General features: G+C 68.5%; 18 protein-coding genes. 13 read left to right on the top strand and 5 right to left on the bottom strand.

The window, feature by feature from the left end; all coding sequences use genetic code 11:
* Positions 1-6 precede the first annotated feature (6 nt).
* Complete coding sequence (locus AC2YHJ_RS12850) at positions 7-2,742, bottom strand: nitrate/nitrite transporter (protein ID WP_487396456.1); 2,736 nt, start codon at positions 2,740-2,742, stop codon at positions 7-9.
* Between the two features lie 224 nt (positions 2,743-2,966).
* On the opposite strand from AC2YHJ_RS12850, the gene AC2YHJ_RS12845 reads away from it, so the two are divergent.
* The gene (locus AC2YHJ_RS12845) at positions 2,967-3,632 is read left to right on the top strand and encodes a cyclic nucleotide-binding domain-containing protein (protein ID WP_487396455.1); all 666 of its coding nucleotides are present in this window, start codon (positions 2,967-2,969) and stop codon (positions 3,630-3,632) included.
* 34 nt (positions 3,633-3,666) lie between these two features.
* Here the strand turns inward: AC2YHJ_RS12845 and AC2YHJ_RS12840 are convergent, their stop codons facing one another.
* A complete protein-coding gene (locus AC2YHJ_RS12840) occupies positions 3,667-3,969 on the bottom strand; it encodes a putative quinol monooxygenase (RefSeq protein WP_487396454.1) in 303 nt (100 codons plus the stop codon).
* Positions 3,970-4,113: 144 nt separating this feature from the next.
* On the opposite strand from AC2YHJ_RS12840, the gene AC2YHJ_RS12835 reads away from it, so the two are divergent.
* Positions 4,114-5,679 carry an ABC transporter substrate-binding protein gene (locus AC2YHJ_RS12835; protein WP_487396453.1) on the top strand — a complete coding sequence of 522 codons (1,566 nt, stop codon included), beginning with the start codon at positions 4,114-4,116 and terminating at the stop codon, positions 5,677-5,679.
* A gap of 4 nt (positions 5,680-5,683) precedes the next feature.
* Positions 5,684-6,772 carry an adenosine deaminase gene (gene add, locus AC2YHJ_RS12830; protein ID WP_487396452.1) on the top strand — a complete coding sequence of 363 codons (1,089 nt, stop codon included), beginning with the start codon at positions 5,684-5,686 and terminating at the stop codon, positions 6,770-6,772.
* Between the two features lie 2 nt (positions 6,773-6,774).
* On the opposite strand, the gene AC2YHJ_RS12825 is transcribed toward add, so the two are convergent.
* The gene (locus AC2YHJ_RS12825) at positions 6,775-8,034 is read right to left on the bottom strand and encodes a D-amino acid dehydrogenase (protein ID WP_487396451.1); all 1,260 of its coding nucleotides are present in this window, start codon (positions 8,032-8,034) and stop codon (positions 6,775-6,777) included.
* Between the two features lie 137 nt (positions 8,035-8,171).
* Between AC2YHJ_RS12825 and AC2YHJ_RS12820 the strand changes: the two genes are divergently transcribed.
* Positions 8,172-8,624, top strand: a complete 453-nt coding sequence (locus AC2YHJ_RS12820; protein WP_487396450.1) for an Lrp/AsnC family transcriptional regulator — start codon at positions 8,172-8,174, stop codon at positions 8,622-8,624.
* On the opposite strand, the gene AC2YHJ_RS12815 is transcribed toward AC2YHJ_RS12820, so the two are convergent.
* Both AC2YHJ_RS12815 and AC2YHJ_RS12810 read right to left on the bottom strand, forming a co-directional pair.
* The gene (locus AC2YHJ_RS12815; protein WP_487396449.1) at positions 8,621-8,890 is read right to left on the bottom strand and encodes a hypothetical protein; all 270 of its coding nucleotides are present in this window, start codon (positions 8,888-8,890) and stop codon (positions 8,621-8,623) included. The genes AC2YHJ_RS12820 and AC2YHJ_RS12815 overlap by 4 nt on opposite strands.
* Positions 8,890-9,813, bottom strand: a complete 924-nt coding sequence (locus tag AC2YHJ_RS12810; RefSeq protein ID WP_487396448.1) for a dihydrodipicolinate synthase family protein — start codon at positions 9,811-9,813, stop codon at positions 8,890-8,892. Before AC2YHJ_RS12810 ends, AC2YHJ_RS12815 begins: the two co-directional genes overlap by 1 nt.
* 62 nt (positions 9,814-9,875) lie before the next feature.
* Here AC2YHJ_RS12810 and AC2YHJ_RS12805 point away from each other — a divergent pair, with 62 nt between their 5' ends.
* From AC2YHJ_RS12805 to AC2YHJ_RS12765, 9 genes are read left to right on the top strand one after another with little or no spacing between them, the layout of a single operon-like run.
* Positions 9,876-11,015, top strand: a complete 1,140-nt coding sequence (locus tag AC2YHJ_RS12805; RefSeq protein WP_487396447.1) for a PrpF domain-containing protein — start codon at positions 9,876-9,878, stop codon at positions 11,013-11,015.
* A gap of 59 nt (positions 11,016-11,074) precedes the next feature.
* On the top strand, positions 11,075-12,058 hold the full coding sequence (locus tag AC2YHJ_RS12800; RefSeq protein WP_487396446.1) for a Bug family tripartite tricarboxylate transporter substrate binding protein: 984 nt from the start codon (positions 11,075-11,077) through the stop codon (positions 12,056-12,058).
* Positions 12,055-12,906: an amidohydrolase family protein gene (locus AC2YHJ_RS12795; protein WP_487396445.1), complete on the top strand. Its 852-nt coding sequence runs from the start codon at positions 12,055-12,057 to the stop codon at positions 12,904-12,906. The genes AC2YHJ_RS12800 and AC2YHJ_RS12795 overlap by 4 nt, the downstream gene beginning before the upstream one ends.
* Before the next feature lie 4 nt (positions 12,907-12,910).
* Positions 12,911-13,750, top strand: a complete 840-nt coding sequence (locus AC2YHJ_RS12790) for an amidohydrolase family protein (protein WP_487396444.1) — start codon at positions 12,911-12,913, stop codon at positions 13,748-13,750.
* Positions 13,747-14,592: an HTD2 family dehydratase gene (locus tag AC2YHJ_RS12785; RefSeq protein WP_487396443.1), complete on the top strand. Its 846-nt coding sequence runs from the start codon at positions 13,747-13,749 to the stop codon at positions 14,590-14,592. Before AC2YHJ_RS12790 ends, AC2YHJ_RS12785 begins: the two co-directional genes overlap by 4 nt.
* The gene (locus AC2YHJ_RS12780) at positions 14,589-15,791 is read left to right on the top strand and encodes a CaiB/BaiF CoA transferase family protein (RefSeq protein WP_487396442.1); all 1,203 of its coding nucleotides are present in this window, start codon (positions 14,589-14,591) and stop codon (positions 15,789-15,791) included. The genes AC2YHJ_RS12785 and AC2YHJ_RS12780 overlap by 4 nt, the downstream gene beginning before the upstream one ends.
* Positions 15,788-16,759: a Bug family tripartite tricarboxylate transporter substrate binding protein gene (locus tag AC2YHJ_RS12775; protein ID WP_487396441.1), complete on the top strand. Its 972-nt coding sequence runs from the start codon at positions 15,788-15,790 to the stop codon at positions 16,757-16,759. The genes AC2YHJ_RS12780 and AC2YHJ_RS12775 overlap by 4 nt, the downstream gene beginning before the upstream one ends.
* On the top strand, positions 16,759-17,946 hold the full coding sequence (locus AC2YHJ_RS12770; RefSeq protein WP_487396440.1) for a CaiB/BaiF CoA transferase family protein: 1,188 nt from the start codon (positions 16,759-16,761) through the stop codon (positions 17,944-17,946). Before AC2YHJ_RS12775 ends, AC2YHJ_RS12770 begins: the two co-directional genes overlap by 1 nt.
* A gap of 18 nt (positions 17,947-17,964) precedes the next feature.
* On the top strand, positions 17,965-18,336 hold the full coding sequence (locus tag AC2YHJ_RS12765; RefSeq protein ID WP_487396439.1) for a VOC family protein: 372 nt from the start codon (positions 17,965-17,967) through the stop codon (positions 18,334-18,336).
* Positions 18,337-18,358 lie beyond the last annotated feature (22 nt).

Here is an 18,358-nt window from a genome sequence, read left to right as displayed (position 1 = left end):
TCCTGGTCAGGCGGTCGCGGGCGGGGCGGAGGTGCCGCCGCGCTCGATGTCGTGCAGCACGCCGCCCCGGCGCGTGTAGACGCCCCAGGTCACGGCGATGCACAGCAGGTAGAAGATGAAGAAGCCCCACAACGCCGCGACCGGACTGCCGGTCATGGCGATCGAGCTGCCGTAGCTCTTGGGGATGAAGAAGGCGCCATAGGCTGCGATGGCGGAAGTGAAGCCGATGATGGCTGCGCTCTCCTTCTCCGCCTGCTGGCGCCGTTCGGCCGGATCGGCCTGCGGCATCAGCCGAACCATGTCCTTGCCCATGATGGCGGGGATCATCTGGAAGGTGGAGGAATTGCCGACGCCACTCGCGATGAAGAGAAACATGAAGCTCGCGAAGAAGCCCCAGAAGGCGCCCGGCTGATCCTTGATGCCTATGAAGTGGATGACGCCGTAGACACCGACAGCCATGGCGATGAACACCAGCACCGTCACGCGTCCGCCGCCCCAGCGATCCGAGACCCATCCGGTCAGCGACCGCGACAGCGCACCCAGCAGCGGGCCGAGGAAGGCGAAGTGCAGCGCATTGACCTCGGGGAACTGGGTGCCCGTCAGCAGCGGGAAGCCCGCCGAGTAGCCGATGAAGGATCCGAAGGTGCCGGTGTAGAGGAGACACATGATCCAGTTGTGCTTGCGCTGGAAGATTACCGCCTGGTCCGCGAAGGACGACTTCATGGTCGCGAGGTCATCCATGCGGAACCAAGCCGCGAAGGCTGCCGCCGCGATGAAGGGCACCCAGACGAAGCCGGCATTCTGCAGCCAGAGCGCGTCGCCGTTGCGCAGGCTCTGTGGATCCCCGCCGAGCCAGCCGAACACGCCGGTGGTAATCGCCAGCGGCACCACGAACTGCACCACGCTCACGCCGAGATTTCCGAGGCCGGCATTGAGCGCAAGCGCATTGCCCTTCTCCCGCTTCGGAAAGAAGAAGGAGATGTTGGCCATCGAGGAGGCGAAGTTGCCGCCGCCGAAGCCGCAGAGCAGCGCCAGCAACAGGAACACCCAATAGGGCGTCGCCGGATCCCGCACCGCGAAGCCTATACCGAGCGCTGGCAGCATCAGCGACCAGGTCGACAATGTGGTCCACAGCCGCCCGCCGAAGATCGGCGGCATGAAGGTGTAGAAGATCCGGAAGGTCGCACCCGACAGGCCCGGAAGCGCCGCCAGCCAGAACAGTTGATCCGTGGTGAAGCGGAAGCCCACCGCAGGCAGCTTCGCCACCACCACCGACCACACCATCCACACAGCGAAGGACAGCAGCAGGCAGGCGATCGACACCCACAGGTTACGCCGCGCGATGGCCCGGCCGGTCGCGTCCCAGAAGGCCGGGTCCTCCGGCCGCCAATCCTCGATGGCACTGCCACGCAGTGCGCCGGACTGGGCGGCACCGTGGATGGGCTGCATCTCGGGCAGCGCTGGCAGGGTCGCCAGGATCGGAGCAGCCGCCTCGCGCTCCATGCCCAGGATGGAGACGTGCATCCAGACCAGCGCCACGGCGCTGATGAGGAAGAGCAGCATGAAGCAGGACTGCGCGATTCCGGTCAGGTCGTTCATCAGCCCGAAGGCCATCGGCAGGATGAAGCCGCCGAGGCCACCGATCAGACCGACCACGCCGCCCACCGACCCGACCCGGTTCGGGTAGTAGACTGGGATGTGCTTGAACACCGCGGCCTTGCCGAGGCTCATGAAGAAGCCGAGGACGAAGACCAGCACGATGAAGGGAACGACACCGACGCCGATGTGGAATGCGATCGGCCCCTTGATGCCATGCACCGTGAAGTCAGTCGGCGGATAGGAGAGCAGGAAGCTCACCGCCACCGATACGCCCAGCGTCCAGTACATGACGCGCCGCGCACCGTAGCGATCGGACAGCAGGCCGCCATAGGCGCGGAAGATGCTCGCCGGCACCGAGTAGGCCGCCCCGATCATGCCGGCGGTGGTGATCGAGAAGCCGTAGACCTCGATGATGTAGCGCGGCAGCCACAGCGCCAGCGCGACGAAGGCGCCAAAGACGAAGAAGTAATAGAGGCTGAAGCGCCAGACCTGGACGTTCTTCAACGGTTCCATCATCGCCGCGAAGCTCTCGGGCTTCGCGCCGGCGCGCCGCCGCGCCTCCAACTCCGGGTCATCCTTGGTCATGGCAAAGAAGACGACAGCCATCAGCAGCAGCGCGCCGGCCCAGACCAGCGCCACGGTCTTCCAGCCGAAGGCGACCATGATCATGGGCGCGAGGAACTTGGTCACCGCCGCGCCGACATTGCCGGCGCCGAAGATGCCGAGCGCGGTGCCCTGCTTCTCCTTCGGATACCACTTCGAGACGTAGGCGACGCCGACTGCGAAGGAACCGCCGGCGATGCCCACGCCGAGTGCCGCGAGGAGGAAGGTCGTATAGTCATAGGCCAGGGACAGCAGCGCCGTCGCGACCGCGGCCGATACCATCACCGCCGTGAAGACGGTCCGCCCGCCACGCTGGTCGGTCCATACGCCGAGGACGAGGCGGATCAGGCTGCCCGTGAGGATCGGCGTGCCGACCAGCAGGCCGAACTGGAATTCCGACAGGCCGAGGTCACGTTTGATCTGGAGCCCGATGATCGAGAAGATCGTCCAGGCCGCGAAGCAGATCGTGAAGGCGAGGGTCGAGAGCCATAGCGCCCGAGACTGTGCGCTTCGATCAACTTCGGTGTCATGCGGCGCCATGCCGTCCTCCGCCAAATCCGGTGATGCCGCGATGCGCCGCGCACGGCTCCGGACGGTTGATGCGGATCAAGATTGCGGCGGCGCATCCGGGGGAATTCGCGGATGGACGAAGTCGATCAATCTGGCAGTGAAGCTGGATCAGATGGGCCCTTGATGCAGATCAAGACCACGACCCAGCAAAAGGTGTGTGGTTCGGCCTGCATGGAGACGGTCGGGAGGAGTCTATGAAGGTCGCCAACGGCGCTCTGCTCGAACGATCGCCGTTCTTCCAGACGGCCGGAAGTGCAGCGATGAACGAATTGCTGCGCATCAGCTTCACGCATCTGTTGCCCAAAGGCACGGTGCTGTTCGAACAGGGCGACGAGCCCGAGTTCCTGCACATCCTGCTGGCCGGCAGCATCGGCCTGCAGGCGCAAGGCCAGCGCGGCGAACCGACCCTGGTCGAGATACTCGGTGCCGGAGAGGTCTTCCTCGCCCCCGCGGTGATGTTGAATCTGCCTTACCTCGCCTCAGCCGCTGCCCTGACCGAGGTGCGCGTCCTCATGGTGCCGGCGGAGGCGTTCCGCGAGGCCTACGGCCGCAGCCTGCCGCTATGCCGCGCCACCGCGGAACTCCTCGCGAGGCATTGGCGCCTGATGGTGGACCAGGTGGTGGACCTCAAGGTCCATGACGCGGAAACGCGGGTCACCCGCTTCCTCGAGCGCCGCGCCCCGAAGGACGCCGGCGAAGGTGGCCCCGACCTGCCGGAGCCACGCATCGCGATCGCCGCGCGCCTCGGCATGACGCCCGAGACGCTGTCGCGCACCCTGACGGCGCTCGAAAAGAAGGGAAAGCTGTCACGCGGACCGGCCGCCTCGACGCCGATGGCTGGGCGGCGGGCCGAATGTTGAGCGGGGGAGACGTCCCTCCCCCGCCAGCACGGTCCTACAGCTCGCACATGGTCAGGATGCGTTCGGCAATCAGCGGCGTATAGGCCTCGCGCACCAGCGGCATGCGTGGGTTCTGGGTGTGCGCCTTCACCGCGGCGCGGTCGGTATAGACCTCGACCAGCATGATGCGGCCTTCATCCTTGCTGCCATCGGCGTTGAGCGGCTGCAGCACTTCGAAGCGCTCGCAGCCCGGCTCCTCGGCCTGGGTCAGCCGCGCGTGCTCGCGGATCAGCGCGTCGAAGGCGGCGTGGCTGCCGGGATGCGGACGGAACTCAACGTGGATGGCGATCTTGGGCATGGCGTTCTCTCCCATTGCGGATGGCGCAGGGTGGCGCGGATCGCCTGCCCTTCCAACCCCCGCGAGGCGCCGGCTGCGACTTGAACGGCGCGATGAATCGCACGACCATCCGGACTTCCCTTCCATATCGCCGCGAGGCTTTCCATGCGCCGCCGCTCCCTTCTCGCGACCCTCGCCACCCCGGCCCTGCTGCCCGGCGGCGCCGGCGCGCAAGGCACCCGCGCCACCACCCTGCGCGTGGTGCCGGAGACGCTGACCACCCTCTTCGACCCGCATTTCACCACGAGCTTCACGACGCGGGATTTCGCGTACCTCGTCTATGACACGCTGTTCGCGGTGAACGACCGCTGGGAACCGCAGCCCCAGATGGTCGAACGCTGGACGCAGAGCCCGGACGGCCGGGACTGGACCTTCACGCTGCGGGAGGGTCTCGCATTCCATGACGGCAGCCCTGTCACCGCCGAGGACTGCACCGCCAGCATCCGCCGCTGGGGCGCGCGGGATTCGCTCGGCGCCTTCCTGATCGCTGCGACCGACACGCTGGAGCCGACCGATGCGCGCAACTTCCGCCTGCGCCTGTCGCGGCCCTTCGGCCTGGTGCTGCAGGCGCTCGCCAAGCCCGGCGCCATGGTGCCGATGGTCATGCCGAAGCGCCTGGCCGAAACGCCACCATCGCGACCGGTGACGGAACCGATCGGCTCCGGACCCTACCGCTTCGTCGCAGCCGAGTACCGGGCCGGCGAACGCATCGTCCTCACGCGCAACACTGCCTATGTGCCACGGAGCGAAGCCGCGGTCTGGGCCTCCGGCGCCAAGCGCCCGACCTTCGAGCGTATCGAGCTGATCGCCATGCCTGACGTATCGAGCCAGGTGAGCGCGCTTTCGACCGGAGAGGTCGACTACCTAGAACGCGTGCCCGCCGATGTGCTGCCGGTACTGGAGCGCAACCGCGCGGTCCACGCCCAGGTTGTCTCACCCCTCGGCTACCAGGGCATCCTGCGCTTCAACCACCTGCTGCCGCCCTTCGACGATGTCCGGGTGCGCCGTGCCGTAATGCTGGCGGTGAACCAAGCGGACTACATGGCGGCCGTATCGGGACGGCCCGAATTCGCGCGGGACTGCCGCAGCATGCTCGGCTGCGGCACGCCCTATGAGACGACCGCTGGCATGCCCGCCGCCACGGATTTCGCCGCTGCGCAGCGCGCCTTGCGGGAGGCTGGGGCGGATCTGTCGCGGCCGGTGGTCATCCTGCATCCGGCCGACGCGCCGGGCATCGCCGCACTTGGGCTGATCACCCAGGACCTGCTATCGCGGCTCGGCTTCCGCGTTGACCTGCAGACGATGGACCTGAACACCTTCTTCGGCCGTCGTGCGCGGCCGGAAGGCTGGAATATCTTCCACACCACCAACACCGTGCCGGACATGCAGACGCCATTGCAGAACGCGTTCCTCAACGGTGCGGGCCAACCCGGCGGCTTCGTCGGCTGGCCCAAGGACGCCGAGGTGGAGGTCGCGCGCGCCGCCTTCGCCGCCGCCACGGATGAAGCCGGGCGCCGCGCCGCCGCCGATACGGTGCATCGCCGCGCCGCCGAGGACGGCTTCTACATGCCGCTGGGCCAGTTCGTCGGCCCGTCGGCCTGGCGGTCCGAACTCACCGACGTGCCGACCGGCCCGGCGATGTTCCTATGGAACATCACGCGGGGACGCTGAGGCGATGCTGTCCTGGTCCGATTTCCTCGACCTGGTGCCGAAGGTCGAATTGCACTGCCACATCGCCGGCGCGATGCGCGCGACGACACTGCACGAGATCGCCGCCGCCAACGGCGTGTCGCTCCCGCGCCCGGCGGAGACCCTGTACCAGTGGCAGGATTTCTACGGCTTCCTCGAAGTGCTGCGCCTCGGCGCGCTGGCCGTGAAGCGGCGCAAGGATTTCGAGCGCGTCGCCTATGAATGCATCGAGGACATGCATCGCCACGGCAATGCGCGGCATGTCGAGATCTTCTTCAACCCGCATTACTACACACCCAATGGCGCGACCTACCCGCTGATGGTCGAGGGCCTGGCCGCCGGGCTCGAACGCGCGGAACGGGACTTCGGCGTGTCGTCGCTGATGATCGCCTGCATCGACCGATCCGTCTGCCTGCCCTCCGAGGCGCTTCAGATGCTCGACTGGGTCGCCACACATCCGCATCCGCGCGTGGTCGGCGTCGGCCTCGACGGTGCGGAGCGTGGCGGGCCGCCGCTGGTCTGGCTGGAGGCCTGGCGCCGCGCCGGACGCATGGGCCTGTTCCGCACCGCCCATGTTTGCGAGGACAACCAGACGCTGTCCGAAGGCCCGCCGAGCCATGTGATCAACTGCCGCCATGCGCTCGGCTGTGACCGGCTCGACCACGGCTACAACATGCTGGCCGATCCGGACCTGGTGGCGCGCATGGTGGCGGATGGCACGCCCTTCACCATGGCTTGCTGGTCCTCGATTCTGCCAAACCGCGTGCCGCGGCTGGAACGCATCAAGCGCATGGGGGAGGCCGGGCTGAACATCGTGCTCGGCACCGACGACCCGACCATGTTCGCGACCACCATCGGCCATGGCTGGCGCGTCGTGTTCAACCACACGGGATGGGGCGTGGCGGACGCGCGGAAGCTCAGCCTCGCCGGCGTCGAGGCGTCCTGGCTGCCGGCCGGGCGCAAGGCCACGCTACGGGCCGAATTCACCGCCGTGCTGGATGCGCTGGAACCCAGGCTCGACCCGGCGGATCGAAGCCTGGATCTCGCGATCGAACGGCCGCTTCCGGCCGCCTGACCTCAGGCGGCGGCGTAGCGGGCCAGCGCCAGGTCCGACGTCTCGATCTCCGGCTTCCTGCCGGTGACGAGGTCCGCCAGCACCCGGCCCGACCCGCAGGCCATGGTCCAGCCCAGCGTGCCGTGGCCGGTGTTGAGATGCATGTTGCGGAAGCGCGTCGGGCCCACCACCGGTGTGCCGTCCGGCGTCATCGGACGCAGGCCGGTCCAGAAGGATGCCTCGGCCACGTTGCCGCCGCGCGGGAACAGGTCGGTAACGGAATGCTCGAGCGTCTCCCGGCGCGGCTTGCGCAGTTGCAGGGAGAAGCCGGCCAGTTCGGCCGTGCCGCCGACGCGGATGCGGTCGCCGAGGCGGGTGATGGCGACCTTGAAGGTCTCGTCCATCACGGTGGAGACCGGCGCGCCCGCTTCCTCGCGGATCGGGATGGTCAGGGAGTAGCCCTTCACCGGATAGACCGGCACACGCACGCCCAGCGGCGCGAGCAGTTCCGGCGTGAAGCTGCCGAGCGCGATGACGTAGCTGTCGGCCGTCTCGGTGCCGGTATCGGTGACGACGCCGGTGATGCGGTCGCCTTCGGTGTCCAGGCCGCGGATCGTCACGCCGTAGCGGAACTTCACGCCGATCGCCTCGGCCATGGCGGCGAGGCGCTGGGTGAAGATGTGGGCGTCGCCCGTCTCGTCGCCCGGCAGGCGCAGGCCGCCGACGAACTTGCCGGCGACATGCTTCAGCGCCGGCTCGGCTGCAATGCAGGCGGCGGGGTCCAGGACCTCGTACGGCACCTTGAAGGTGTCGAGCACGGCGGTGTCGTCGCCGACATGGTCGAGCTGCTTCTGGGTGCGGAAGAGCTGCAGCGTGCCCTTGCTGCGCCCGTCATAGGCAATGCCCGTCTCGCGACGCAGGTCGCCGAGGCAGTCGCGGGAGTATTCCGCCAGGCGGACCATGCGCGTCTTGTTGATGCGGTAGGCGGCCTCGGTGCAGTTGGCCAGCATCTGCGCGAGCCAAGTGTAGAGGCGGCGATCCGCGCGCGGCCACATCACCAGCGGGCGGTGGCGCATCATCATCCACTTCAGCGCCTTCACCGGGATCCCCGGCCCGGCCCAAGGGGCGGAATAGCCGTAGGAGAGCTGCCCGGCATTGGCGAAGGAGGTCTCCATCCCCGCCGCCGACTGGCGCTCGAGCACCGTCACCTCATGCCCCGCGCGGGCCAGGTACCAGGCGCTTGTGACGCCGACGACGCCGCTGCCAAGGACGATGACGCGCATGGGGACACCCTCTGCCGGATGAATGCTTCGATACGGCAATGGTGTGACGGTTTGGTGTCGCAAGTGCTGCGGATAAGGCGCAGGATTCGCCATAGCCCTGGCATCGCACGGCATATTCTGCGAAGTTGTCGCAGATCATGCCAAGTCTCGATGATGCCGATTTGAGGATACTCCGCGCCCTCCGCCAAGATGGGCGCATGACCAATGCCGCGCTGGCCGAGGCGGTAGGGCTGTCGCAATCAGCCTGCCTGCGCCGATTGCGGCTGCTGGAACGCAGCGGGGTGATCCGCGGCTATACCGCCATCATCGATGAGCCGGATGCGCGGGAGACGGTGACGGTGATCGTGCAGATCACGCTCGACCGGCAGACCGAGGAGCATCTGTCGCGCTTCGAGACCTCGGTGCGCCGACTGCCGGAAGTGCGCGAGTGCTACCTGATGACGGGCATGTCCGACTATCTGCTGCGCGTCGAGGTGCGCGATGCGGCGGACTACGAGCGCATCCACAAGGAGCAGTTGTCGCGGTTGCCGGGGGTGGCGCGGATCCAGTCGTCCTTTGCGATCCGGCGCGTGATCGGCAGCCGGGGTTAGAACGCCGCGGCGAGCTCCGCCCATTCCTCGTCGAGCGTCATCGCCGGCCGGCGGCGGCCCGCGCGGCGATACCAATAGTCGGCATTGCCGAGATCGCCCTCCTTCCGGTGCAGATAGGCATGCACCCAGGACCCTTCGGCTGTCTCGACCGACTGCGCGATCTCATGCGCGCGGACCCAGTCCCCGCGCGCATCCCACCACAGCGCGGCAGGCAGTGGGGACAACCCATCGGCTGTCTCCCGCTCCCGCAGCGCAGCCGCATCCATCAGGCGGCGGCCGCCAGCGGCTGCGTGCGCGACAGGCGCGCCAGCAGGTAGCCCACCTCCCCCGCCGTCTCCTTCGACATCTTCGGCCCCGGGGCGCGCAGCGTGTCATGCGCGATGATGCCGCGCCGCTTCAGCACATACTTCCGGATCGCGAGGCCAAGGCCCGGCTGCACCTCGGTGCGGATCAGCGGGAGGTGCAGGTCGAACAGGTCCTGCGCGGCATCGCGCTGGCCCGCCGCCATCAGGGAACACACCTTCGCCAGCATCTCCGGGAAGGCATACCCCGTCATGATGCCATCGGCACCGCGCGCCAGTTCCTCCGGCAGGAACTGCCCGCCGACGCCGCCGAGGATCGACACGCGCGGCATCTTCCCCTCCGCTTCCAGCTTCCGTACCGCGGTCAACTTGTCGAGACCGGGCCAATCCTCCGCCTTCAGCATCACCATGCGCTGGTCCTGCGCCATGCGCGCGATCATCGCGGCCGTCATGGTGATGCCGGTCAGCTGCGGATAATCCTGCAGCACGAAGGGCGCATCGACCACGTCCATGGCCTGGGCGATGTAGGAGACCACGGCCTCGTCACCCTTCAGCCCTGACGCCGGCGAGACCATGATCCCTGCCGCGCCGAGATCCATCGAGCCACGAGCGATCGCCTTCATCTGCGCGAAGCCCGGCGCCGACGCGCCGACCACCACCGGGATGCGCCCGTTCACGCGCTTCAGCACGCGGCCGACGAAAGTCAGGCTCTCGGCCTCGGTCAGTTTCGGGGCTTCGCCCATCACGCCAAGGATGGTCATGCCCGACGCCCCGGCGCCGATGAAGGCGTCCGTCATCCGGTCGGTGCTGTCGAAGTCGAGCGCCCCGTCCGGCAGGAACGGCGTCGGGGCGATGACGAATACGCCCTTGGCGGATCGGTCGAGCATGGGCATTCCCTCTGCGGCTGGCGATACTGACCCACCATACCCCCGCCGCGAGGAACCGTCACATGGACCAGGCCTTCATCCCGGCTGTCTTCCTCCGCGGCGGTTCGTCCAAGGGCGTGTTTTTCCATGCCAAGGACCTGCCGCGAGATCGCGCGAAGCAGGATGCGATCTTCCTGTCCGTGCTCGGCAGCCCCGACCCTTATGGCCGGCAGTTGGACGGGATGGGCGGCGGCATCTCCTCCCTGTCCAAGGCCGTCATCATCGGTCCGCCGACGCATCCCGATGCCGATGTGGATTACACCTTCGCTCAGGTTGCGGTGGACCGGCCACTGGTGGACTGGTCGAGCAATTGCGGCAACCTCTCCTCCGCCGTCGGTCCCTTCGCCGTGGATGAGGGGCTGGTGCGTGCCTCTGACGGCGAGGCGCTGGTGCGCATCCACCAGGTCAACACGAAGCGCATCATCCACGCACGCTTCCTGGTGCGCGGAGGGCGCGCGGCGACCGAGGGCGATTTCGCCATGGCCGGCGTGTCCGGCACCGCTGCGCGCATCCGGCTCGACTTCCTCTCCCCGGGCGGCGGCGCCACGGGGCGGTTGCTGCCGACCGGCGATGCGATGGACGTTCTGGAACATGATGGCCGGCAGTACCGCGCGACGTTGATCGATGCCGCCAATGCATGCGTCTTCCTCGACGCCAGGGAAGTCGGCCTGACAGGTACGGAAAGTCCCGATGCGATCGAGGCGAATCCCGCCACCATGGCGCTGCTCGACGCGCTTCGGCGCCAGGCGGCGGTGCGCATGCGGCTCTCGGCAACGCCGGCGGCCGCGCCGCTCGCCATCCCCAAGGTCGCCGTCGTCTCGGCCCCGGCCGCCTATCGCGCCTTGGACGGCGCGACCATCGGTGCGGACACGCATGACATCGCCGTACGCATGATCTCGATGGAACGCGCGCACCGCGCCGTGCCGCTGACCGGCGGCATGGCACTCGGCGTCGCCTGCCGGATCGCGGGGTCGCTGCCGCAGACCATCGCGCTGGCTCCGCGCGGCGATGAGGTGCGGCTCGCCAACCCCTCCGGCATCCTGGCGGTGGGTGCGGAAGTGCGGCGATCCGAGTCCGGTTGGGTGGCGGACAGCGCCGTCGTGTTCCGTTCCGCGCGCTGCCTCATGCAGGGCGCCGTGGCGGTGCCGACCCGGCTGTTTTGACGACCCTCGCGGGCATGCGATACCTGCGCATGTCCAAGGAATGCCGGAGGGAACTTCCGATGCTCAGCCGCCGCCAGGGGTTGGCCGCAGGTGCCGCGCTTCTCGCCGCCGGCGAGGCCCGCGCGCAAGCGGCCTGGCCTGACCGCCCGATCCGCGTGATCGTTCCCTTCGCCGCCGGCGGCAATGCCGATGTCATCGCCCGCGTGCTGCAGCCGCGGCTGCAGGAGAAGCTCGGCCAGCCCGTGGTGGTGGAGAATCGCCCCGGCGCGGGCGGCTCCGTCGGCGCCGAGGCCGTCGCGCGCGCACGGCCGGATGGCTACACCTTGCTGATCGGGTCGAACGGGCCACTGTCCGTGAACCCGGTAGTGCAGGCCCGGCTGCCTTATGACGCCGCGAAGGATTTCGCGCCCATCGCCATGGCGATGCAGGTGCCGCATTGCCTCGTCGCGCAGCCCAACGCACCCTATCGCGGCGTCGCGGATGTCGTGGCCGCGTCGCGCGCCGCACCTGGCGAGGGCATCGGCATCGGCACGGCCGGGGTGGCGAGTGCCACACACCTTTCGTTGGAGGCCTTCAAGGCACAGACCGGCGCGAGGCTGCTGCATGTGCCTTATCGCGGCGGCGGCGCGGCGGTGCCGGATTTCCTCGCCGGCAACCTGCCGATGCTGTTCACCGAATTCTCGACCGCCATCCCGCTGCATCGCGACGGTAAGGCGCGCGTCATCGCCGTGGCCGCGGCCGCGCGGCTGCCGGCGCTGCCGGATGTGCCCACCATGATCGAACAGGGTGTGACGGGCTTCACCGCCGGGTCCTATGTCGGGCTTCTGGCGCCGAGCGGCACGCCGCCGGAGGCGATGCGCGCGCTCGGCGTCGCCATGGCCGCGATCGTCCAGGAGCCGGACTTCCGCGCCCGCATGCAGGGCATGGGCGGCGAGGCCGCCGGCGGCGTGCTGGCGACGCCGGCAGGCTTCGCGACCTTCATCGCCGAGGATCTGACCCGGTCCCGTGCCGCCGCCCGCGCCGCGGACATCAAGCCGGAATGAGCGCGCGCCAGACGCCCCCGGGGGCCACCGACTGCCACTGCCATATCTTCGGGCCGGCCGCGAAGTTCCCCTATGCTGAGCCCCGGTCCTACACGCCGGAAGACGAGACGCTCGAGGACTACATCGCGCTGCTCGACCGGCTGGACCTCGATCGCGGCGTCATCGTGCAGCCTTCGGCCTATGACCGCGACAACGCCTGCACGCTGGATGCCCTGCGCCGCGCGCCCGACCGGCTGCGCGGCGTCGCTGTGGTGGGGCGCGAGGCGACGGCGGACACGTTGCGCGCGATGCACCGCGACGGCATCCGCGGCCTGCGCGCCAATGAATACCGGCGTGACGGCCAGGCTGCCTATCACGGCGGCGTGCGGCTCGAGGAGATCGAGCCCTTCTTCCCGGTGATGGAAGAACTCGGCTGGCATCTGCAGTTGTGGATCGACGCGCGGCATCTGCCCCAGCTGGAACCGCGGCTCGCCAAGGTGCCGGTGCCGATCGTGGTCGATCACATGGGCCGCATGCACCACAGCCATGGCACGAATGATCCAGGCTTCCAGGCGCTGGTCCGTGGCATCGGCGACGGGCGCTACATGGCGAAGCTGTCCGGCACCTACCGGCTCGGCGCGGTGAAGCCGGATTATCTGGAGGCCAAGCCGTTCCATGATGCGCTGGTCGCCGCCAACCCGGACGCGCTGGTCTGGGGCACCGATTGGCCGCATCCGCGACCCGATGGCGGACGGCCGGATGCGAGGCGGCTGCTTGAGGTCTTCCTCGATTGGACGACCGATCCCGTGCTGCGGCGGAAGGTCCTGACGGACACGCCGGCGCGGCTTTACGATTTCCCAGCGGTGTAACGCCATGGCCTCCGAACGACACCCGACCTTCAAGCTGCCGTCCGGCACCTGCGATACGCATGTGCATATCTGGGGACCCTTCGACCGTTTCCCGGTCGCCAAGGGCGCGCCCTACACGCCCCCGGAGCGCAACAAGCACGATCTGGTCGCGCTGCATGCGCGGCTCGGCGTGGAACGCGCCGTCATCGTGCAGACCACGGTCTACAAATCCGACAACCGGGCGATGCTGGATGCCATCGCGGACAGCAAGGGCGCCTATCGCGGCGTCGCGCTGATCGATGAGAGTTTCGGCGACGCCGAATACAAGGCGCTGCACGATGGCGGCGTGCGTGGCGTGCGCTTCGGCTTCGTGAAGCATCTCGGCGGCATCCCGGATCTGGATCTCGTGAGGCGCACGGCCGATCGCATCGCCGGGATGGGCTGGCACCTGGTGCTCCACCTCGACGCCGCGAACATCCCGGAATTCGAGACGCTGTTCCGCTCCTTCCACCTGCCCGTGGTCGTGGACCATATGGGCCGCCCGCCGGCGCAGGACGGGTTGGGCCAGGCGCCCTTCCGCATCCTGCTCGACCTGCTGAAGACGCCGAACTGGTGGGTGAAGGTCTCTGGGTCCGAACGCATCTCGGCCGAAGGCCCGCCCTTCCGCGATGCCATCCCCTTCGCGCGGAAGCTGATGGAGGTCGCCCCCGACCGCACGCTGTGGGGCACCGACTGGCCGCATCCGAATGTGCGCTGGGAACCGGATGAGGCGGATCTGGTCGACCTGCTGCCCGCCTTCGGCGACGCCGCGGCGTTGCAGCGTGTGCTGGTTGACAACCCCGCGCGGCTCTACGGCTTCCCATGACCGACACGCTGCAGTCCTGGATCGGCCGCACCCGCCGCGTGGCGGATGAGATGGCGACGCCGCTGGTCCGCCGCATGGCCGCGCTGACCGATCGCAACGACATCGCGCTCGACCGCGGCGCGCCGGTGCCGAACCATTGGCTTTCGATCCTGTTCGACGACGCGCAGCCACAATCGCAGCTCGGGCCGGACGGGCATCCGGCGAAGGGCGACTTCCTGCCGCCGGTCCCCCTGCCCCGCCGCATGCTGGGCGGGCGCCGCCTGACCTATCACGCGCCGGTCCATGTCGGCGACACGCTGGAACGTGAGACGGCCATCGCCTCCATCACGCCCAAGGTCGGGCGGTCCGGCGCGATGATCCTCGTCATGCTGCGCCATACCATCACCGGGCCGAACGGCCTGGTGGCGGTGGAGGAACAGGACACCGTCTATCTGGAGGCCAAGCGCAACGCGCCCGCGCCGGCCGAGAAACCGGTCCTGGTGCCGACAGCCGAATGGCGCGACGCCTGGAAACCCGACCCAGTGGTTCTTTTCCGCTTCTCGGCCCTGGCCTTCAACGGCCACCGCATCCACTACGACGCGGACTATGCCCGCGACGTCGAGGGTTATCCGGCGCTGGTGGTGAATGGCAGCGTCAGCACGCTGTTCCTGTTCGAGGCCCTGCTGCGCCGCGCCCGTGGTGCGCAGATCCATTCCTATGAGGCCCGCACCATGCAGCCCGTCTTCTGCGATCGCCCGGCCTTCCTCTGCGGCGGTGCGCCGGATGCCGAAGGCAAGCGCGCCCTTTGGGTCGAAAAGGAAGACGGCGCCATGGCCGTCCGCATCCAGACGAGCATTTCATGACCGGACCACTCGACGGCATTCGCGTCCTCGACCTTTCCGCCGTGGTGGTCGGTCCGATCTGCACCCATGTGCTGTGTGAACAGGGTGCCGAGGTCATCAAGGTCGAGGCGCCGACCGGCGACCTGCTGCGGCACCTCGCCGGCAAGGGCCGCAGCGCGGGGATGAACGGCAAGTTCCTCAACTTCAACCGCGGCAAGAAGTCGATCGCCATCGACCTGAAGCACCCGGCCGGCATCGCCGCGCTTCGTCGACTGGCCGCAAGCGTCGATATCTTCGTCACCAATATTCGCCCGGATGCGCAGGCACGGCTTGGCGTCGATGCGGAGGCGCTGCGTGACGCGGCACCGCGCCTGATCCATTGTTCCATCACCGGCTTCGGCACTGGCGGTCCCTATGCCGGCCGCCCGGCCTACGACACGGTGATCCAGGGCGTGTCCGGCGTCGCCGGCACCTTCGAGGCCTCGACCGGCGACCCGCGCTACGTGCCGTTCCTGGTCGCCGACCACACCGTTGGGCTAATCGCCGCGCAGATGATCGGCTTCGCGCTGTACCGGCGCGAGAAGACCGGCCTCGGCGAGGCGATCGAGGTGCCGATGTTCGAGAACATGGCCGCCTACATCATGCAGGAACATCTCGGCGCGGCCTCCTTCCGCCCGCCGCTCGGCCCGCCCGGCGACCACCGCGTGCTGAGCCCGGACGGCAAGCCGTTGCCGACCAAGGACGGCTTCATCTGCGTCTCGGCCAACACCGACGCGCAGGCGCATGGCTTCTTCGATGCGATCGGGCGACCGGAACTCAAGACAGATCCGCGCTTCGCCAAGGTCGCGCAGCGCGTGCAGCACACCAAGGAATACTTCCACATTCGCGCCACCTCGCTCGGTGGCCGCACCACGGCGGAATGGCTGGAGATATTCGATCGCGCCGACGTGCCCGCATCGCCGTACAACACCATTGGCTCGCTGATCGACGACCCGCATCTGCGCGCGGTCGGCATGGTGCGGGAGGAAGACCACCCGACCGAAGGCGCGACCTGGGCGATCGGCGCGCCGAACCGGTTTTCCGGCGGCACGACGCCGCCGCGCCCGCCAGCCCCGCGCCTCGGCGCCGATGGTGCGGCGGTGCTCGCCGAGGCCGGCCTCTCGCCGGAGGAGATAGACGCGCTGCGCAAGGACGGCGTGCTGATCGAGGGAATGCCATGACCCGCCTGACCCGCCGCGCCGCCATCGCCGGCGCCACGCTCGCGCCCTTCGCCATCGCCCGCGCGCAAGCGCCCTGGCCCGACAAGCCGGTGCGCCTGGTGGTGCCCTTCACCCCCGGCGGATCGACCGACATCCTCGCCCGCGCCATGGGCCAGCGCCTGGGCGAGATGTTCAACCAGCCCTTCATCATCGACAACCGCCCCGGCGCGGGCGGCACGCTGGGGTCGGAGCAGGTGTTCCGCTCCGCGCCTGATGGCCACACGCTGATGATGGGCCATATCGGTACGCTGGCCTGCAACCCGGCGCTGTATCGCAACCTCGCCTTCGACACCGCGCAGTTCGTGCCGGTGGCGCTGGTCGCGAACGTCGCGAATTTCCTCGTCGTCACCAACGGGCTCGCAGCGCGCGACGTGCCCTCGCTGGTCGCGCTGGCGAAAGCCAGGCCCGGCGACCTGACCTATGGCAGCGGCGGCAATGGTAGCGCGGCGCACATCGCCATGGTCGCCTTCAACGAGGCGACTGGCACCGAGATGACCCATGTCCCCTATCGCGGCACCGGCCCGATGATGACGGACCTGATCAGCGGCACTATTCAGCTGACCATGACCGGCGGCCCGCCGGCGCTGCCGCCGGTGCGCGCGGGGCAGTTGCGCGCGCTCGGCATCTCCTCCCTGCAAAGGCTGCCCGCGGCGAACGACATCCCGACCGTCGCGGAACAGGGCGTGGCGGGGTTCGAGGCGCTGCAATGGTACGGCATCGTCGCCCCCCCCGGCACGCCGGCGGCGCTCGTCGCCCGGCTGAACGAGGCCTGCAACCGCATCCTGGGCGAAGCGACCTTCGCGCAGCGGCTGGAGACCGAAGGCGCGGTCGCGCAGCCCATGTCCCCAGCCCAGTTCGGTGAGTACATCGCGCGCGAACGCGAACGCTGGGGTGCCTTGATCCGCCGCAACAATGTGAGCCTCGGCTGATGTCGCGCCCCTTCGACGGCATCCGCATCATCGACGCGACGCATGTGCTGGCGGGGCCCTTCGCGGCTTACCAGCTCGCGCTGCTCGGCGCCGACGTGATCAAGGTCGAGGATCCCGATGACCCGGACCAGAGCCGTGGCTCAGGACCCGACTGGGATCTCAACCGTGCCGGGATGGGCACCTATTTCCTCACGCAGGGGTCGAACAAGCGGTCGCTGACGCTCGACCTGAAGCAGGAGGCGGCGCGGGAGGTGTTCCGCAAGCTCGTCGCGCAGGCCGACGTACTGGTGGAGAACTACCGCCCCGGCGCCTTCGAGGCGCTTGGCCTTGGATATGATGACCTGGCGAAGCTGAACCCGCGACTGATCTACTGCTCGATCTCTGCCTTCGGCCAGTCGGGGCCTCGCGGCGGGCAGACGGCCTATGACCACGTCATCCAGGCGACCTCCGGCATCATGGCCTGCACCGGCACCACGGACGTGAGCCCGCTGAAGCTGGGCGCCCCGGCGATCGACTACGCCACCGGCACCATGGGCGCATTCGCCCTGTCGGCCGCGCTGTTCCAGCGGGAGAGGACCGGGCGCGGCCAGCGCATCGACCTCGCCATGCTGGATGTTGCGATGATGATGATGGCATCCCACGTCACCGCGCATTCACGGACCGGCAAGCCCGCGCGACCACGCGGGAACGACCATGAATACGCGACCAATTCCGCCTACCCGACGAAGGACGGAATGGTGATGCTGGGCGCATCGAATCTCCGCCAGCAGAAGCGGCTCTGGGCGGCACTGGGCCGGCCGGACATGGCCAAGGCGACGAACGAGGCTCGCATCGCCGATCGCGCCGGGGAAGCCGCCGCGCTGCGCGAGATCATGCTGACGCGCACGGCTGACGAATGGGAGGAATTCCTGCAATCCCGCCACGTCCCCGCCGGCCGTGTGCGCCGGATGGATGAGGCACTTGCCGACCCGCACCTCGCCGCACGTGGCCTGACGCATCGCTTCGAGGCGACGGACGGCGTCGCCGGCCCCTTCGCCGTGCCGGTCGCGGCCTTCGGCTTCGCCCATGGCGGGCCGCGCGTCGATGCCGCCCCGCGCCCGCTCGGTGCGGATACGGATGCCATCCTCGCAGAACTCGGCTACGACGACGCCGCACGCGCGGTGCTGCGTCACAGCCACGCCGTCTGACCCGACCCGGAGCCCGCCATGACCTTCACCTTCGACCACATCCACCTGCGCAGCCCGGACATCGAGGCGACGGCCGCCTTCTATGAGCGTGTCTTTGGTGTCGAACTGAAGCGCAGCCCGCAACGCATCGACTTCAACCTCGGTGGCCAGCCAATCTTCGTCTCCCCGATCACCGAACCCACCACCGGCGAGGCACCTTCCGCGCCCTATCGCGGGCTGGAGCATATCGGTCTGGCGGTGAAGAACATCGATGCCGTGGTCGCCGAACTGAAGGCGAAGGGCGTGACCTTCACGATGGAGCCGAACACGGTCCGCCCCGGCGTACGCATCGCCTTCCTGCGTGGGCCAGAGAACATCTCGATCGAGCTGCTTGAGCGGAGCGCGGCCTGATCGCGTCCAACGACCGGAGCGC

The organism is Roseomonas sp. SRI_022 (assembly GCF_057586215.1).
This window is presented reverse-complemented; position numbering and strand designations above follow the sequence as displayed.

Excerpts from the sequence above, each read along its gene's own strand:
- AC2YHJ_RS12815 (WP_487396449.1), bottom strand. The coding sequence starts at position 8,890 with ATGGATGCGGCTGCGCTGCGGGAGCGGGAGACAGCCGATGGGTTGTCC.
- AC2YHJ_RS12805 (WP_487396447.1), top strand. The coding sequence starts at position 9,876 with ATGGACCAGGCCTTCATCCCGGCTGTCTTCCTCCGCGGCGGTTCGTCC.
- AC2YHJ_RS12770 (WP_487396440.1), top strand. The coding sequence starts at position 16,759 with ATGTCGCGCCCCTTCGACGGCATCCGCATCATCGACGCGACGCATGTG.
- AC2YHJ_RS12835 (WP_487396453.1), top strand. The coding sequence starts at position 4,114 with ATGCGCCGCCGCTCCCTTCTCGCGACCCTCGCCACCCCGGCCCTGCTG.
- AC2YHJ_RS12795 (WP_487396445.1), top strand. The coding sequence starts at position 12,055 with ATGAGCGCGCGCCAGACGCCCCCGGGGGCCACCGACTGCCACTGCCAT.
- AC2YHJ_RS12775 (WP_487396441.1), top strand. The coding sequence starts at position 15,788 with ATGACCCGCCTGACCCGCCGCGCCGCCATCGCCGGCGCCACGCTCGCG.
- AC2YHJ_RS12820 (WP_487396450.1), top strand. The coding sequence starts at position 8,172 with ATGCCAAGTCTCGATGATGCCGATTTGAGGATACTCCGCGCCCTCCGC.
- AC2YHJ_RS12840 (WP_487396454.1), bottom strand. The coding sequence starts at position 3,969 with ATGCCCAAGATCGCCATCCACGTTGAGTTCCGTCCGCATCCCGGCAGC.
- AC2YHJ_RS12810 (WP_487396448.1), bottom strand. The coding sequence starts at position 9,813 with ATGCTCGACCGATCCGCCAAGGGCGTATTCGTCATCGCCCCGACGCCG.
- AC2YHJ_RS12790 (WP_487396444.1), top strand. The coding sequence starts at position 12,911 with ATGGCCTCCGAACGACACCCGACCTTCAAGCTGCCGTCCGGCACCTGC.
- AC2YHJ_RS12845 (WP_487396455.1), top strand. The coding sequence starts at position 2,967 with ATGAAGGTCGCCAACGGCGCTCTGCTCGAACGATCGCCGTTCTTCCAG.
- AC2YHJ_RS12800 (WP_487396446.1), top strand. The coding sequence starts at position 11,075 with ATGCTCAGCCGCCGCCAGGGGTTGGCCGCAGGTGCCGCGCTTCTCGCC.
- AC2YHJ_RS12850 (WP_487396456.1), bottom strand. The coding sequence starts at position 2,742 with ATGGCGCCGCATGACACCGAAGTTGATCGAAGCGCACAGTCTCGGGCG.
- AC2YHJ_RS12825 (WP_487396451.1), bottom strand. The coding sequence starts at position 8,034 with ATGCGCGTCATCGTCCTTGGCAGCGGCGTCGTCGGCGTCACAAGCGCC.
- AC2YHJ_RS12785 (WP_487396443.1), top strand. The coding sequence starts at position 13,747 with ATGACCGACACGCTGCAGTCCTGGATCGGCCGCACCCGCCGCGTGGCG.
- AC2YHJ_RS12765 (WP_487396439.1), top strand. The coding sequence starts at position 17,965 with ATGACCTTCACCTTCGACCACATCCACCTGCGCAGCCCGGACATCGAG.
- add (WP_487396452.1), top strand. The coding sequence starts at position 5,684 with ATGCTGTCCTGGTCCGATTTCCTCGACCTGGTGCCGAAGGTCGAATTG.
- AC2YHJ_RS12780 (WP_487396442.1), top strand. The coding sequence starts at position 14,589 with ATGACCGGACCACTCGACGGCATTCGCGTCCTCGACCTTTCCGCCGTG.